This is a genomic window from Celeribacter baekdonensis (assembly GCF_003047105.1).
Classification (GTDB): domain Bacteria; phylum Pseudomonadota; class Alphaproteobacteria; order Rhodobacterales; family Rhodobacteraceae; genus Celeribacter; species Celeribacter baekdonensis_B.
Genome location: NZ_CP028472.1, coordinates 266,071 through 279,888 on the forward strand (window position 1 = coordinate 266,071; position 13,818 = coordinate 279,888).

Here is a 13,818-nt window from a genome sequence, read left to right on the forward strand (position 1 = left end):
TCACGCTGCCTGTAGGCTCGTGAGATACTCTTGTGCAGCGGTCGGATCGGCAAACCACGGAAAGAAATCACGCGGGTCGTCAAACCCATTGGCAATGCGATGCGCCAGCCCCGGCAGGACCTGAGCTGAGCCCATGATCTCCAGCACAAAAGGCGGCGGCGGCAACAGCATCATATTGGTCCAACGCACAACCCATTGCGCATACTCCCAAAACCGCTCAAACGTGGCCTGCATCCAAGCGGCGTCAAAGGGGTGATCGCCATGCTGTTCGCCATGGCGCAAGATCGCATCAAGGTAAACACCGGCCGCCTTGGCGGCGTTGTTTGCGCCCTGACCCGTGATCGGATCGTTGAGACAGACCGCATCGCCCATCCCCAAAACCAGCGCCCCGGACGGCAGCGTGCCCACAGGTTTGCGCACGGTCGGCGGGAACCGTCCGGCAAGGATGCCGTCCCCATCCGTGAGTTCGATATTACGGCACCGATCCGCTTCCCAAGGCAAGAACGTGTTGAGAATGTCCTTTGATTTGGCAAGATGTTCGGCGGGCGTTTTGACATCGCGCCAGCAATCCATCGGGCCACCCGGCACGCCTTCAAAGACCATGATTTCGCAAGGACCAGACTTGGTCAGCGCCGGAAACACGAAATATTCGCCGACACCGGGAATGAGGTTGAAACTGACGGCCGAAAAATTGTCGCGGGGGTCATGCCATGCACATACGTCAGCGCCAGCGCGCGTTGCGGCGCGTCAAAGGGCGACCGCTCTGCGTCCCGTTCAAACAGCTTGCCGATGTCGCCTTTGCCGGAGGCGACAATCACCAAATCGGCGGCTTTCGCTTCGGCTTCGAGCATTGGGATGTCGGCCTGCGTGATGATCAACTTGCCGCCCAAACGTTCGAATTCCGCAAGCCAGCGCGGCATTTTCACCCTTTGGTCGATAGACTGGGCCTTTTGATCCAGACGTGAGGACCATTCAATCACCTTGCCCGGTCCTTCGGGATTGGGGACGGAAAAGGAAATGCCTTCCACGGGCGGACATGCGTCTTCCCAAAAATTGATGCCAAGATCGCGCTCCAGCGTGAGGGCGGCGTCGAACTGGCATTGCGATGAGGTCACGCGCCCGTTGGCGATTTCATGTGCGGTGCGGTCTTGGATCATTTTAACGTCATAGCCCTTTTGCAAAAGGCCAATGCCAAGTTGCAGGCCGGACTGACCGCCACCGACGATTGTGATGCGTTTCATTGTGTCTCTCCTGTTGGGTTTATGTGTCAGTCGATGAGGCGCGGGATGGCCGGGGTTTTTCCCTCTGGTCCCATGGTGGTATAGCCGCCATCGACGCGGATATCGGTGCCTGTGATGAACCCGGCTTCGTCTGAGCACAGGAACATAATGGCGTTTGCGACCTCTTCCGGGTCTCCAACGCGATCAAACAAATGGTAGTCGGCACCGACCTTGTCGGTTTTCGCGCGGTCGCCACCGGTGAGGTTGTCCATGATGTTGGACCAGGTCCAGCCGGGGGAGACGGCATTGACGCGAATACCATCGGGGGCCAAATCCATTGCCTGATTGCGGGTCAATTGCAGGATCGCGGCCTTGGACACGGGATAAAGCCATCGGCCTGTTTGGGCGACGCGGGCGGATATGGACCCAAAATTGACAATGGCCCCTTTGTGTTTCGCCAGTTCGGCACGGGCGGATTGCATCAGCATCACCGACCCAACAAGGTTTACATCCAAAGCTTCGAGCCATTCGGCCCGCGTGCTTTCAACCCCGTTGTCCAGATATGTCGCGGCCACGTTGACGAGAAAATCAATCCGGCCATGGGTGTCGACAGTGCCTTTGACGAGGGCGTCGATATCCGCATCTGAGCGCAAATCCGCGCGGATAAAATGCACACCATCGCTGTTAAGTTTCTCCCCATTTTCGGCATCAATGTCGGCCACGACCACTTTGACGCCGTGGGATTTAAACGCGTCGACCACGGCAACGCCAATTTTCGTGGCGCCACCGGGAATGATCGCCACTTTGTCTTTCAGACCCCGCATTTTGTGCTCCCTTTGTTGGTTTTATAAAAAGAAAGCTTGCGGAGAGAGGGGGGAGCGCGCTATCCTGTTCGCGCGGGCAGAGTCCATATTGCGAAAAAATATGCTTTAGGCCTAAAATAGGTGACCGCACAGACGTCCCGAATGACCATAAACAGGGGAGGCGCATGACTCGTTTCGACGGACAGCCAGCAACGGAGGGCTTGCCTCTTGGGGCGCATCCGCTGTTTTCGAGTGATGATTTGGATGAAACCCGCGACTGCGTGGCGCGGGTGTATTGCGATCATCGTTTGGAGACCATCGGGTCGGGCCACCTAGCGGCGCGGCACAACCGTCTTGCCGGGCGGTCCCTGTCCATCAATGTCATGACCTATGGTGCCAAAACCCTGATTGCGCCGGGCGAGCTTGAACGGTTCTACCTGTTTCAATTTCCAATCCGTGGCTCGGCCTCGGTGGCCAATGGATCGAACCAGCATGAAATTGGCGGTGGGTTTGGCGGTGTGCTCAACCCGGATGCACCGACCTGCATGATCTGGAGCGAAGGCTGCGTGCAAGTGCTGGTGCAGATAGAGAAGGCGGCCCTGCTCGATGCCGCGCGCGCCGAATTTGGTTTGCCCTCTGGTCAGACGCTTCATTTTGACGGTGCCAATGACATGCGCGGCGGCGAAGGCCGTGCCTTTATGAGCGTCTTGGATTTTGTGATGCGTGAGGCTGAACAGGGGACCAACCTGGTCGATGGAGACACGCTTTTGGCGCGTCAGCTTGAGCGCACGTTGATGATTGGGGTGTTGCAAACGCAGACCCATAATCTTGATCCAGTGATGAGAGGCGCATCGGGGCCCGTCCCGCGCATCCTCCGCCGGGCCGAAGAGTTCATGCGCGAGAACTTGCAAAATCCGATCATGATTGAAGACATTGCCCAAGCTGCGGGAACCAGCGTTCGAACCCTGCAAAGTATGTGCCGGGCGCGGTATGGCCGCGCGCCGATGACGGTTTTGCGCGATCTGCGGCTTGATCAAGCCTGGGAAGATTTGTCGAACCCAAAGCCGGACACAAGCGTCACGACGGTGGCGATGGCGCTTGGGTTCTTTCACCTTGGTCGGTTCTCAGAGCATTACCGCGGGAAATTTGGCTGCACCCCGATTGAAACACTGCGCGCTGCCAAACGTCCCTAGGTCAATCAGGCGGACTCAGGCATATCATCCCACCACCTTTCGTCCATCTCCGGGCGTGGAATCGCGGACAGCAGACCTTTGGTGATCTCTGAGTGTGGGTGCTCAAAAACGTCTTCAACGGGGCCTTGGTCCACGATTTCCCCATGGTGCAAAACCACAACCGTGTCGCACAGATGGCGGATCACGGATAAATCATGGCTGATAAAGGCCAAGGTCAGCCCCATATCCCGCGCCAGTTCGGCCAGGAGCGACAACACCTGTGCCTGACTGGACACATCGAGACCAGAGACGATTTCATCGGCCAAAATGAACCGCGGCTCCAAAGCGATTGCCCGCGCAATCCCGACACGTTGCCGTTGTCCGCCGGACAGTTCGTGCGGATAGCGATCGGCAAAATGCGCAGACAGGCCAACCTTTTCCAAGGCTCGGATGGCATCGCTGCGTCCGCCACCCCGACCATAGCGTTTCATCGGTTGGGCAATGATACGCCACACCTTGTGGCGGGGGTTGAGCGATGACATCGGGTCCTGAAAAATCATTTGCAGATCCCGGCGCAGCGGCCGCAGGGCGGCCTCATCCAGTGCGCCAATGTCTTTGCCGTCAAACAGAACCTGACCGGACTCGGGGGCTAACAAGCGCACCAGAATGCGCCCAAAGGTCGACTTTCCCGATCCACTTTCTCCGACAATTCCTGTGATACGCCCCTCTGGGATGTCAAGGCTGAGACCTTTGAGAACCTCGACACGCGGAGCCGGACCAAACAGGGGTTTATGGGCACGATCCGCAAAAGACAGGCGCAGATCGCGGATGGAAAACAGGGCAGGGGGCGTGGGGTGCGTCATCTGGTTCATCGGCGACCTCTCTGAGCATAAAGGGCATCTGCGGCCAGTGTTTCGCGGTGCAATTCGGTGATCAGTGCCGCAGGCACCGGTTGAAACGGCTCGGCGCTGACGTTTGGTGTCGGCGTCGCGGCGATGAGGGCCTGTGTGTACGGATGCGCAGGGTTTTCAAAAACGGTCCGCGTTGCGGCATCCTCGATCACGCGCCCGGCAAAGAGCACGGTGACTTTTTGGCTGATCTTGGCCACCACGCCCATGTCATGGGTGACAAACAAAACGGCGGTGCCGGTTTCCCGCTGCAATTCACGAATGAGACGTAGAATTTGTTTTTGAACCGTCACATCCAACGCCGTGGTGGGTTCGTCGGCCACGATCAGGCGCGGGGAGGGCGCAAAGGCCGCAGCAATCAAAATCCGCTGCCGCATCCCACCGGACAGCTCATGCGGATAACTGTGCATCACCCGGTCAGGTGCGCGAATATGCACGCGGTCCAAAAGCTCGCGGGCACGGGCAAGCGCATGCTGATGGCTCCAACCGTGAATCCGGGTCAAAGGATCGGTGATCTGTGGCCCGATTTTACGCACCGGATTGAGCGCGGTCAGCGGGTCTTGCGGAATGAGGGCCGACATCTTGGCCACGGTGTTACGCCGCGTGGTCGGGGACATCGCGTTGAGATGCGCCCCCTCCAAGAGAATTTCACCCTCGGTCCTTTTGATCTTATGGGGAAGAATGCCAAGAACGGCCTTGCCGATCATCGACTTTCCGGCCCCGCTTTCACCAACAAGGGCGCGCACCTCGCCGGGTTCCAATTGCAGCGACACGTTGCGCAAAAGCCGTTGTCCACGCGGTAGGGCGATGTTGAGGTTGATGATGTCAAGCGTGTGGGCGTGAGCTGTGGTCATGGTCATTTGAGCACCGGATCAAAACGTTGTTTAAGACCTTCGCCAAGCGTCGAAAAACTCAGAACGGTCATGAAAAGGGCGATCAGTGGGAACAAAAGCACCCACCATGCAAAGTGGATGGCACCTCGCCCTTCGGCAATCATCGACCCCCAGGTGGGATCATCTGACGAGATCGACAGGTTCACAAAGCTCAGGATCGCTTCGACAATCACCGCAATGCCCATTTCCAGCATCAAAAGCGCGATGATCGACGGCATCACATTGGGCAAGATTTCACTGACCAACGTGGCGGCACGCCGCGCGCCGCCAATCCGGGCGCTGTCGACATAATCCATCCGGGCCTGAACCATGGTTTCGGCCCGGATCACCCGCGCGAACCGGGTCCAATCAATCAAAGCGATCGCGGCGATGACGGAGCCAAGCCCGGTGCCCATCACGGCCACCAAAAGCACGGCAAACAGGACCGGCGGGAAGGCCATCCAAATGTCGACCAACCGGGAAATCACCCGGTCGGCCCAACCGCCATAATAGCCCGCAATCAGACCTAGGGCAGAGCCAAAAATCCCCGTGGTCGTGGCGGCAATCAGACTGACGAAAAGGGCGATGCGCGCGCCGTAAATGATACGCGAGAGGACATCGCGGCCAAGGCTGTCGGTGCCCAGCCAATATCCGGGTTCACTGCCCGCCATGAAAAACGGCGGAAGGCGTTCCATCATCAAATCTTGGGCCAGAGGGTCGTGCGGCGCAATCAACGGTGCAAACAGAGCCGCCGCCGCAATCAAGCCGATCCAGAACAGCGGCAACCACAACCGAAAGTTGGTGTCGGTGAGGATCAGCCGGGGGGAATTTGTGGTGACATCAGCCATGGCGCAACCTCGGGTTCAGGAATGTGTATGAGAGATCGACCAACAGGTTGATCACGGTAAAGAGCGCGGCAAAGAGCAACACAATGCCTTGGATGAGCGGAAGGTCACGGTTGATCACGGCATCAATGGCCATGTTGCCAAGCCCCTCAAAGGCGAACAGGCGTTCGACAATCACGGTGCCGCCGATGAGAAAGGTGAACTGAACCCCCACAAGCGCCAAGGTTGGCAAGGCGGCATTGCGCAGGGCTTCGCGCAAGATCACTGCGGTCTCTGAAAAGCCGCGCACCCGCGCCAGCGTTGTGTAATCCTGCGTCAACGCCTCTTTGAGGTTCTGTTTCAACAGTTGCGCGATCATCGCGGCCAAAGGCAGCGCCAGCGACATCGCAGGCATGAGCATATGCGATAAGGTTGAGCCAACGACGTCGAGCCGCCCCCGCAGCAACCCTTCGAAAATGTAGAAATTCGTTGTGAAATCAATGTCGATGCGGGGATCAACACGGCCCGAGATCGACAGGACCGGCCAGAGCACACCAAACACCAAAACAAAGATCAGACCCCAGAGAAAATCCGGCACCGACAAAATCGCGCCACTCGTCAGATCAAGCCCAACTTCTGTCCCTGTCCCACGTTTGCGGGCCCCGATGACGGCGACACACCCGCCAAGCATCAGCGCGAGCAACAGCGCCACACTGGACAGTTCGAGTGTCGCGGGCAATCGACCCAGCACAAGCTCGGCCACCGGTTGGCGCAGGGTGATAGAGGTGCCAAAATCGCCATGCAAGACGCCGCCCAACCAAATGATGAATTGTTCGATCAGGCTTTTGTCAAAGCCATAGACCGCGTTGAGGGCGGCAATGTCTTTTTCCGTCGCGCCGGGCGGCAACATCATGGCAATCGGATTTCCGGGGGCAACGCGGACGAGGATAAAGACCACAACAGCCACGCCAAAAAGCGTGATCGCAGTCGTCAACAGCCGCACAAAGACGGTTTTCAGGAGCATGGGGTTCTCACATGAATTAGGGCCCGGGCCGCAGGCTATGCGGACCGGGTGCTTGGCCTGATGGGTCTCAGGATTTGGTCATGGCTTGGGGCAGCAAGTCGCCAGACGTGTAGGGCACCACATTCACCGTGGACGCGTAGACGATCGGCATCACATATTGCAAAATCGGGATGACATAGCCCTCTTCGGCGATGTAGCGCGACACATCTTTGTAGCCCTGAATGCGTTTGTCTTCGTCGGCTTCGACAAAAAGCGGACCAATTTTTTCAACCAAATCAGGGCTGTCCCACACCGCATGGGGCGACGGGCCGAACATTGAGAACCCTGTGGAGGTCGAGGGATCCCCGATCGAGTTGCCCCAGTTGTAAAACGCTGCCGGGGCCAAGGTATCAGAGGCGCGCAGCTCATAGTGCTTGGCGATCTCATAGACCTCAATTTCGGCTTCGATCCCAACCTTGCGCCACATGCCAACGATGGCTTGGATCATCTCGTAATCCTTGGGTTTGAACCCGCGTGTGGTTTGAATGGTAAAGCGCACCGGATTGTCGGTGGAATAGCCGGATGCGGCCAAAAGCTCTTTGGATTTTTCAGGGTCGTATTCCACCACGATGCTGTCGTCATAGGCGGCGTAGCCGGGCACTTCGAGGGTGGACAGGGCCACGCCATATCCGCGCAACAGGCGATCAATGATGAGCTGTTTGTCAATCGCGTGATGGGCGGCAAGGCGGACGTTCTTGTCCAACATCACGTCAATGTCGTTCAGAAAAATCATACCAATATCGGTGATCGGCACGGCCACACCGTACAGGCCGTCTTTGGCGATCAAACGGTCGTATTCCTCATAAGGCATGTTCGAGGTCACATCGACATTGCCCGATTCAATTTCTGCCACACGCGAGGCGGCATCGGTGACGAATTTGAGGGTCACGGTGTCAAACTCTGGTGCGCCACCCCAATAATCCGCAAAGGCCTTGAGCCGCACATAGGCCCCCTGCTCAAAAGCATCGACCATATAGGGGCCAGTGCCGATGGGTGCCTTTTCAAACCCGTCTGATCCAACCTCTTCGTAGTATTTCTTCGGTAGGACAAAGGCGGTCAGGAAGGCCATCCATTTGAACAACGCCGGTTCAAAGTTGAACACATCGCCGGTGATCACATTGCCCTCAATGGAAAAGTTGCCAATTTTCGACCAGACGAATTGCATCGGGTTCCCGGTTTCGGGATTTGCCGCGCGGGTCAGGGACCACACCACATCCTCGGGGGTGAAATCGTCGCCGTTGTGCCATTTGACGCCTTCGCGGACGGTCATGGTGATCTTGGTTTTGTCGTCATTGAAACCCCATTCGGTCAAAAGGCCGGGGCCAAACGACAGGTCAGGGGCTTGGTCGATGAAACGGTCGAACACGGCGAGATAGATGGATTGCAGCGCCGGGTTAACCGCCGCCGGGCCCGTGGTCGGGTCCCAGCTTTGCACCGGAATATTATAGGCGATGGTCAGGCTGTCGGCACTCTGTGCCAAAACAGGTGCACCCGTTGCGATCAAGGCGGTCAGGGCCGCCGATGCGCCGATAAATCCGCGCCGTGTCAGTTGTGTCTTTGCAGTCATATGCGAAGCTCCCATTGGTTGAAGATGGCCCATTTTCGGGCTCTGTTTCTGACGATAGTTTGAGCATATAAAGTTTAAAGTTAAAGCATAAACTTAGAACTCAAACGACATTGATGTCGATTTGTCTGTCACTTGATCATTTGTGCCGCAAAAAATCCCGATCCGGCACCGGTCCCGGCTCCCGGCCAGGTCGCGGCACCAATCATATGCAGCCCCTCTATCGGCGTGTGTCCGTCGGCAAAGCCGCGCACAGGGCGAAAGAGAAAGTTCTGGCTCAGGTGATGAGAGCCACAGATTTGATCGCCGCCAACGAGATTGGGGTTTTCCGCCTCGAGATCGAGCGGCGAGACAAGCGACTGTGCGCGGATGGTGGCGCGAAACCCGGGCGCTTGCTCTTCGATCAGATCAAGCGCGCGTTCTGCCATCAGAACCTTTGCATCTTCCCAATTTTGTGAGGTAATTTCTCCTTTTGCATCGCCTTTGATCTCCGCCGGAACCACCCGGACCTGAACCCAAAGCGTGTGCTTTCCATCCGGCGCACGCGTGGGGTCGAACACTGTCGGCTGACCGACGACAAGAAGCGGCGTGTCCGGCAAAAGCCCGGCAAGCGCTTGGGTATAGGTGCGCGAGGCGGTGTCAATGTCGCGCCCGATATGGACATATGCGAAGCTGCCAAGCGCCTTAGCCGCCCATGGCACAGGGCCGTCCAAGGCAAGATGGATCATCATTGTTCCGGGCGCATGACGGAATTTTTCGAGACCTGTGTCAAATCGCGCATCCTGTGTGCCACCCGTGAGGCGCAGCAGGTGTTTTGGGGCCAGACCTGCCAAAATGGTTGAGGCTTCGACCTTTTTGCCATTCACGACAACGCCTGTGGCCCTGCCATTTGTGTGCAGGATCTCTGTCACATCGGCGTTGCATTCGACGGTACCGCCGCGCGCCTCAATCATGGTGACCAATGCGCGAGTAGCAACATCGGCACCACCCTGACCAATCACCATCCCCATGGCCTGACCACCCATGGCTTCGAGATAGGGGAAAATCGCACCGCCGGCGATGTCGGGGGCAAAATCAAGGTGCATCCCCCATGTTGAAAGCGCGGTGCGCAGGCGCGGGTCTTCAAAGGTCTCTTCCAACCACGCGCGCGGCGAGTTTGTCAAAAATTGCGCCACCTCAAGACTTTTCGCCGTCCCCAGAGACCGCCATGTTTTCCAGATGAATTTGAGCAGGGGCCAGCGTTGCATCGGGGTGCCAAGCAACCCACCGACCACACCGGCGCGGGCGGGAAACGCCGCCATCAGGTCGCGCCATGTCGCCTTGTCTCTGTCGGAGGCAAAGGTGGACAGTGTCTCCTCCACATCCGTGGTCACGCCGACATAATCGCCCGGCGCCATCGCCTGTGCAAAGGGGCGCGAGATGGGGACAAATGCCATTCCATGCCGTGCCATTTCCTCCCCGTGGCGGGCCATAAAGGCCGAGCCTGCGAACATCGACAGGTTCATCGCCGCGACATCGTGACGAAAGCCGGGGAGGGTCAACTCTTCGGTGCGCACCGCGCCGCCGGGGGTTGGCGCGCGCTCGAAAACACGAACCTTTTTGCCCCTTGCGGCCAGATCGGCCGCAGCGACAAGGCCGTTGATCCCGGCCCCAATGATGACGATCGGCGTGCTCATCCCTTACCCCGCAAAGCTTTTGACAGTGGCCAAAGCCCCATCAAGTTTGTCGCCTTTGACATCGTCGAGGGCCGCGACGCGCAAACGACGCATCCAGTCGGCAGCATCATTGCGGCCCTTTAAGAGATCAAGCGCGCCCATCACGCGGGCAAATTTCGACAGGCCACGGGCATGGGTGTCGGAATAGCCCTTGATCAGGCGATAATTGGCCAGCACTTCACAGGCGAGTGCCGGGTCGGTTTTGGCCACGTCCATAGCCGTGTTGAACCATGCGGTCATATGCGCCATCTCACTTTCATGACGTAGCAATGTGCGGCGGATCGGACGCAGGGAAGACACCACCCAAAGCATCATAAAGCCGCGCAAACTATCGGTGCGAATGCGCCGGCCTTTATCGAAACGCTTGGTGTAAAACGCTTCAATGCCTTTGCGTCTTTGCAGCCATTTCCCCATGGATTTGGGCAAGGTCGTGGTGAATTCCTCAAAGCGCGGGTGAAAATATTCGGTGAGCATCAGGACTTGATCGTCTTTGACGACCACCTCGTCTTTGACGCGCTCAAACCGCGATGCCCGTGTTTTGATATCCGCGACCCGCAACAGATCATCATAACACAATGCGCGGGCGCAATATTTGGCGGCATTTACGCTGAGATCAAACGGTGCGGCATCCAGCGCGACCATCTTTTCGACCATGTCGAGATAGTCTGCGCCATAAGCAACATCTTGGTAGTCCACGACTTTTTTCAAACCCAGGGCCGTCATCTCCTTGACCGCATCCGGCAGGGCCGCAACGCGGGCCTCAAGGGCGGCCCATTTGGCGGCGAGCTTTTGCGGGATATGCAACACCGGAACGATCGGGGCGGTGGCTTCTTCTGGGAGCGGCGCAGATTTGGTGCCTTTTGCAATCTCGTAGGCCTCGCCAAACGCCCGCAAACTTGCCTCAACACCACGACCAGAGCCACGGATCACGTCCTCAAAACTGTCGCGCGGAAACGGCAGCGCGCCTGATCCCGCCAACGCGCCAAGCAAGGACGACGAAATCACCGACCCGGCTTTTTTCGCCACGCTTTCCATATCAAAGGCGACGACATGATCCGCCGCGATGCCCATGGCGGCGACCACGTCTGCGCCATCGACGCGACCGTCGCCGGGGTTGATTTTTTCCGACACGGCAGCGATGCGGTGGGTGGAGGTGATCAACGTGGTGCGGCCCGGCGTCACAAAACCGCGCATGATCGCCCGCCCGCCTTCCATCAATTCCGAGGCGATGAGAATGTCGACGTCCCCAATCGAGGGGGATAGGGAGAACACCGGCGCGCGGCCTGTGTCGCGGCACATTTCAACATAGTAAATGGTTGCGCCCGTCCGCTGGGCCACGCCCGCGACCGAGGTGGATTGGGCGCGATAGCCGTTGGCTTCGGCCACGGCCACAATCCAGTTGGTGAGCACGCCGCCGCCTTGCCCGCCAACAGCCAGTGCGGCCAAGGTAATGACTTTTTCTCCGTCAGGGCCGGGAGAGCGGCGGGCGACAATCGGGTTTGCTTGGATGTTCATGAGGCGGTTCCTTAGGCAAAAGCCACGCGTTTCGCGTCGCGACGGCTTTGCAGCCAAGAGATGATTTTTTGGCTACGACGGGCGCGGCGTTTTTCGCCAGCACTTGGATTAGACACGATTTCGGCCTGAAAGAACGAGGGGCAGAGCACAGCCGCATCCGCCACCTCACCACAGTTGCCACAGCCGACGCAGGTTTGATCAATCGCGGCCACCGGATCATCGCGCAGGGGATCACCCGTGTCCTTGACCGACAAAGACGGACAGCCCGACAGGCGCATACAAGCGTGATCGCCGGTGCAAATATCCTCATCCACACCAAAGCGGGGCCGCACCACGCGTTTTCCCTCTTTGGCGGCTTTGGCCAGTTCGGGTTTCACCCGGCGCTGTTTGTTGAGCATACATTCCGAGGAGGCGACAATCACTTTCGGCCCCTCTTGCTCGGTGGTCAGCGCTTCTCTCAATGTGTCCCGGACTTTGGTCACATCATAGGTGCGATCAATCTGACGAATCCATTTGACGCCCATGCCTTTGCAGGCCTCAACGATGGAGTTTTGGGTCTGTTTGGTTTTGTTCGTGGCGCGCGAGGACAAGATGTCCTGACCACCTGTCGCCGCCGAGTAGAAATTGTCGACGATGACAATGACGTTGTCGGATTTGTTAAACACCGCGTTGCCGACCGAGCTGGTCAGGCCGTTGTGCCAGAACCCACCATCACCGACGAAGGAAATCGAGCGACGGCCCTTTTTATTCTCATTGTGGAACGCCGCGGCGGAGGCCGGGCCAAGGCCATAGCCCATCGTCGTCGCGCCCAAATCAAAGGGCGGCATGATGGAAAACAGGTGACAGCCGATGTCAGAGGAGATGTGATGTTCGCCCAGTTCCTCTTCGACCAATTTGGTGGCGGCAAAGATCGGACGTTCCGGGCAGCCGGTGCAGAACCCTGGGGGCGGGCAGGCAGCACCTTGGAAAGATCAGGGATCGCGATCGGGTCTTCGTTAGAGGCCAGTTTGGCCACTGGCAGCATCTCCGACGCATATTCGGAGAGGAATGCGCCGATCCCATCGACCATGACTTGCCCGGTGTACTCCCCGCCCATCGGCAACATGCCCTTGCCTTCGAGTTTGGCCGATTTTCCCGCTTTGTAGAGCATATGGGCGATCTGTTGTTCGATGTAGTTGGGCTGACCTTCTTCGATGATCAAAACCGCATCCTTGCCCTCACAGAAGGCCATGATTTGACTGTCGACGAGGGGATAGACGCAGTTGAGCACCAACATATCCATCTCTGTGTCGCCATAGAGATCGGCCAGTCCCAAACGGTTGAGCGCGCGGATCACGGTGTTGTATGTGCCGCCTTGAAGGATCAGGCCCACTTTGCTGCCCGCTGCGCCGAACCGTTCGTTGATCTCACGATCGAGAATGAATTTCTGCGCGGCGGGCAGACGTTTGGTCAGCTTTTCTTCTTCGTGCAGATAGGTCGCGGGCGGCAACACGATCCGGTCCAGTTTGCGCGCCGGGTTTTCGAGCGCGTCTGACACCGTCATGTGCGGGCGTTTGTTGTCACGCGCCTCGAAATGGCCGTGGACGTGGCACGAACGGATGCCGACCTGCAACATCACAGGCGTGTTCGACACTTCGGACAGCTCAAACCCATCCCCGACGGCTTTGACAATCGCGGGCAGATTGGGACGCGGGTCCAACATCCAGACCTGAGATTTCATCGCGAACGCATAGGTGCGTTCCTGCATGATCGACGAGCCTTCGCCGTAATCTTCGCCCACAATGATCAATGCGCCGCCCGTGACGCCACCAGACGCAAGGTTGGACAGGGCGTCCGAGGCCACATTGGTGCCGACGACGGATTTATAAGTGACCGCGCCGCGAATGGGATAATGGACTGAGGCCGCAAGCATCGCCGTGGCGGTGGCCTCGCTGGCTGAGGCCTCGAAATGCACCCCAAGCTCACTGAGGATCTCTTCGGCATCGGCAAGCACATCCATGAGGTGCGAAATCGGCGAGCCTTGATAGCCGCCCACATAGCCTACGCCGTTTTCCAACAGCGCCTTGGTGATGGCTAAGATGCCTTCTCCGGCAAAGGTGTCACCTTCGCCTTGTTTTAGTTTTTGGACTTCCTTGGCAAATGATCTTTCGGCCATGGGGGTC

Annotated in this window: 9 protein-coding genes and 2 pseudogenes; 1 reads left to right on the forward strand and 10 read right to left on the reverse strand. The window is 58.1% G+C overall.

All coding sequences use genetic code 11. The features are described 5' to 3' along the window. A pseudogene (locus DA792_RS01255) lies at positions 1-1,241 on the reverse strand (styrene monooxygenase/indole monooxygenase family protein). Positions 1,242-1,267: 26 nt separating this feature from the next. Beyond that, positions 1,268-2,044, reverse strand: coding sequence for an SDR family oxidoreductase (locus DA792_RS01260; protein ID WP_107717682.1), 777 nt, complete (start codon positions 2,042-2,044; stop codon positions 1,268-1,270). Between the two features lie 164 nt (positions 2,045-2,208). On the opposite strand from DA792_RS01260, the gene DA792_RS01265 reads away from it, so the two are divergent. Then, the gene (locus DA792_RS01265) at positions 2,209-3,216 is read left to right on the forward strand and encodes an AraC family transcriptional regulator (RefSeq protein ID WP_107717684.1); all 1,008 of its coding nucleotides are present in this window, start codon (positions 2,209-2,211) and stop codon (positions 3,214-3,216) included. Between the two features lie 5 nt (positions 3,217-3,221). Here DA792_RS01265 and DA792_RS01270 read toward each other — a convergent pair whose 3' ends face one another. The 8 genes and pseudogenes from DA792_RS01270 to DA792_RS01305 all read right to left on the reverse strand — a co-directional run bounded on the left by DA792_RS01270 (position 3,222) and on the right by DA792_RS01305 (position 13,811). After that, complete coding sequence (locus tag DA792_RS01270) at positions 3,222-4,067, reverse strand: ABC transporter ATP-binding protein (protein WP_107717686.1); 846 nt, start codon at positions 4,065-4,067, stop codon at positions 3,222-3,224. Further along, positions 4,064-4,963: an ABC transporter ATP-binding protein gene (locus DA792_RS01275; RefSeq protein WP_107717688.1), complete on the reverse strand. Its 900-nt coding sequence runs from the start codon at positions 4,961-4,963 to the stop codon at positions 4,064-4,066. The genes DA792_RS01270 and DA792_RS01275 overlap by 4 nt, the downstream gene beginning before the upstream one ends. Then, on the reverse strand, positions 4,960-5,823 hold the full coding sequence (locus tag DA792_RS01280; protein ID WP_107717690.1) for an ABC transporter permease: 864 nt from the start codon (positions 5,821-5,823) through the stop codon (positions 4,960-4,962). The genes DA792_RS01275 and DA792_RS01280 overlap by 4 nt, the downstream gene beginning before the upstream one ends. After that, positions 5,816-6,823: an ABC transporter permease gene (locus DA792_RS01285; protein ID WP_107717691.1), complete on the reverse strand. Its 1,008-nt coding sequence runs from the start codon at positions 6,821-6,823 to the stop codon at positions 5,816-5,818. Before DA792_RS01285 ends, DA792_RS01280 begins: the two co-directional genes overlap by 8 nt. A 67-nt stretch (positions 6,824-6,890) precedes the next feature. Beyond that, complete coding sequence (locus DA792_RS01290; RefSeq protein ID WP_107717693.1) at positions 6,891-8,429, reverse strand: ABC transporter substrate-binding protein; 1,539 nt, start codon at positions 8,427-8,429, stop codon at positions 6,891-6,893. Between the two features lie 128 nt (positions 8,430-8,557). After that, positions 8,558-10,102, reverse strand: coding sequence for a phytoene desaturase family protein (locus tag DA792_RS01295; protein ID WP_107717695.1), 1,545 nt, complete (start codon positions 10,100-10,102; stop codon positions 8,558-8,560). Between the two features lie 3 nt (positions 10,103-10,105). Further along, positions 10,106-11,656 (reverse strand): indolepyruvate oxidoreductase subunit beta family protein, encoded by a 1,551-nt coding sequence (locus DA792_RS01300; protein ID WP_107717698.1) that lies wholly within the window; start codon positions 11,654-11,656, stop codon positions 10,106-10,108. Between the two features lie 11 nt (positions 11,657-11,667). After that, positions 11,668-13,811, reverse strand: a pseudogene (locus DA792_RS01305) (thiamine pyrophosphate-dependent enzyme). Between the last annotated feature and the right edge of the window lie 7 nt (positions 13,812-13,818).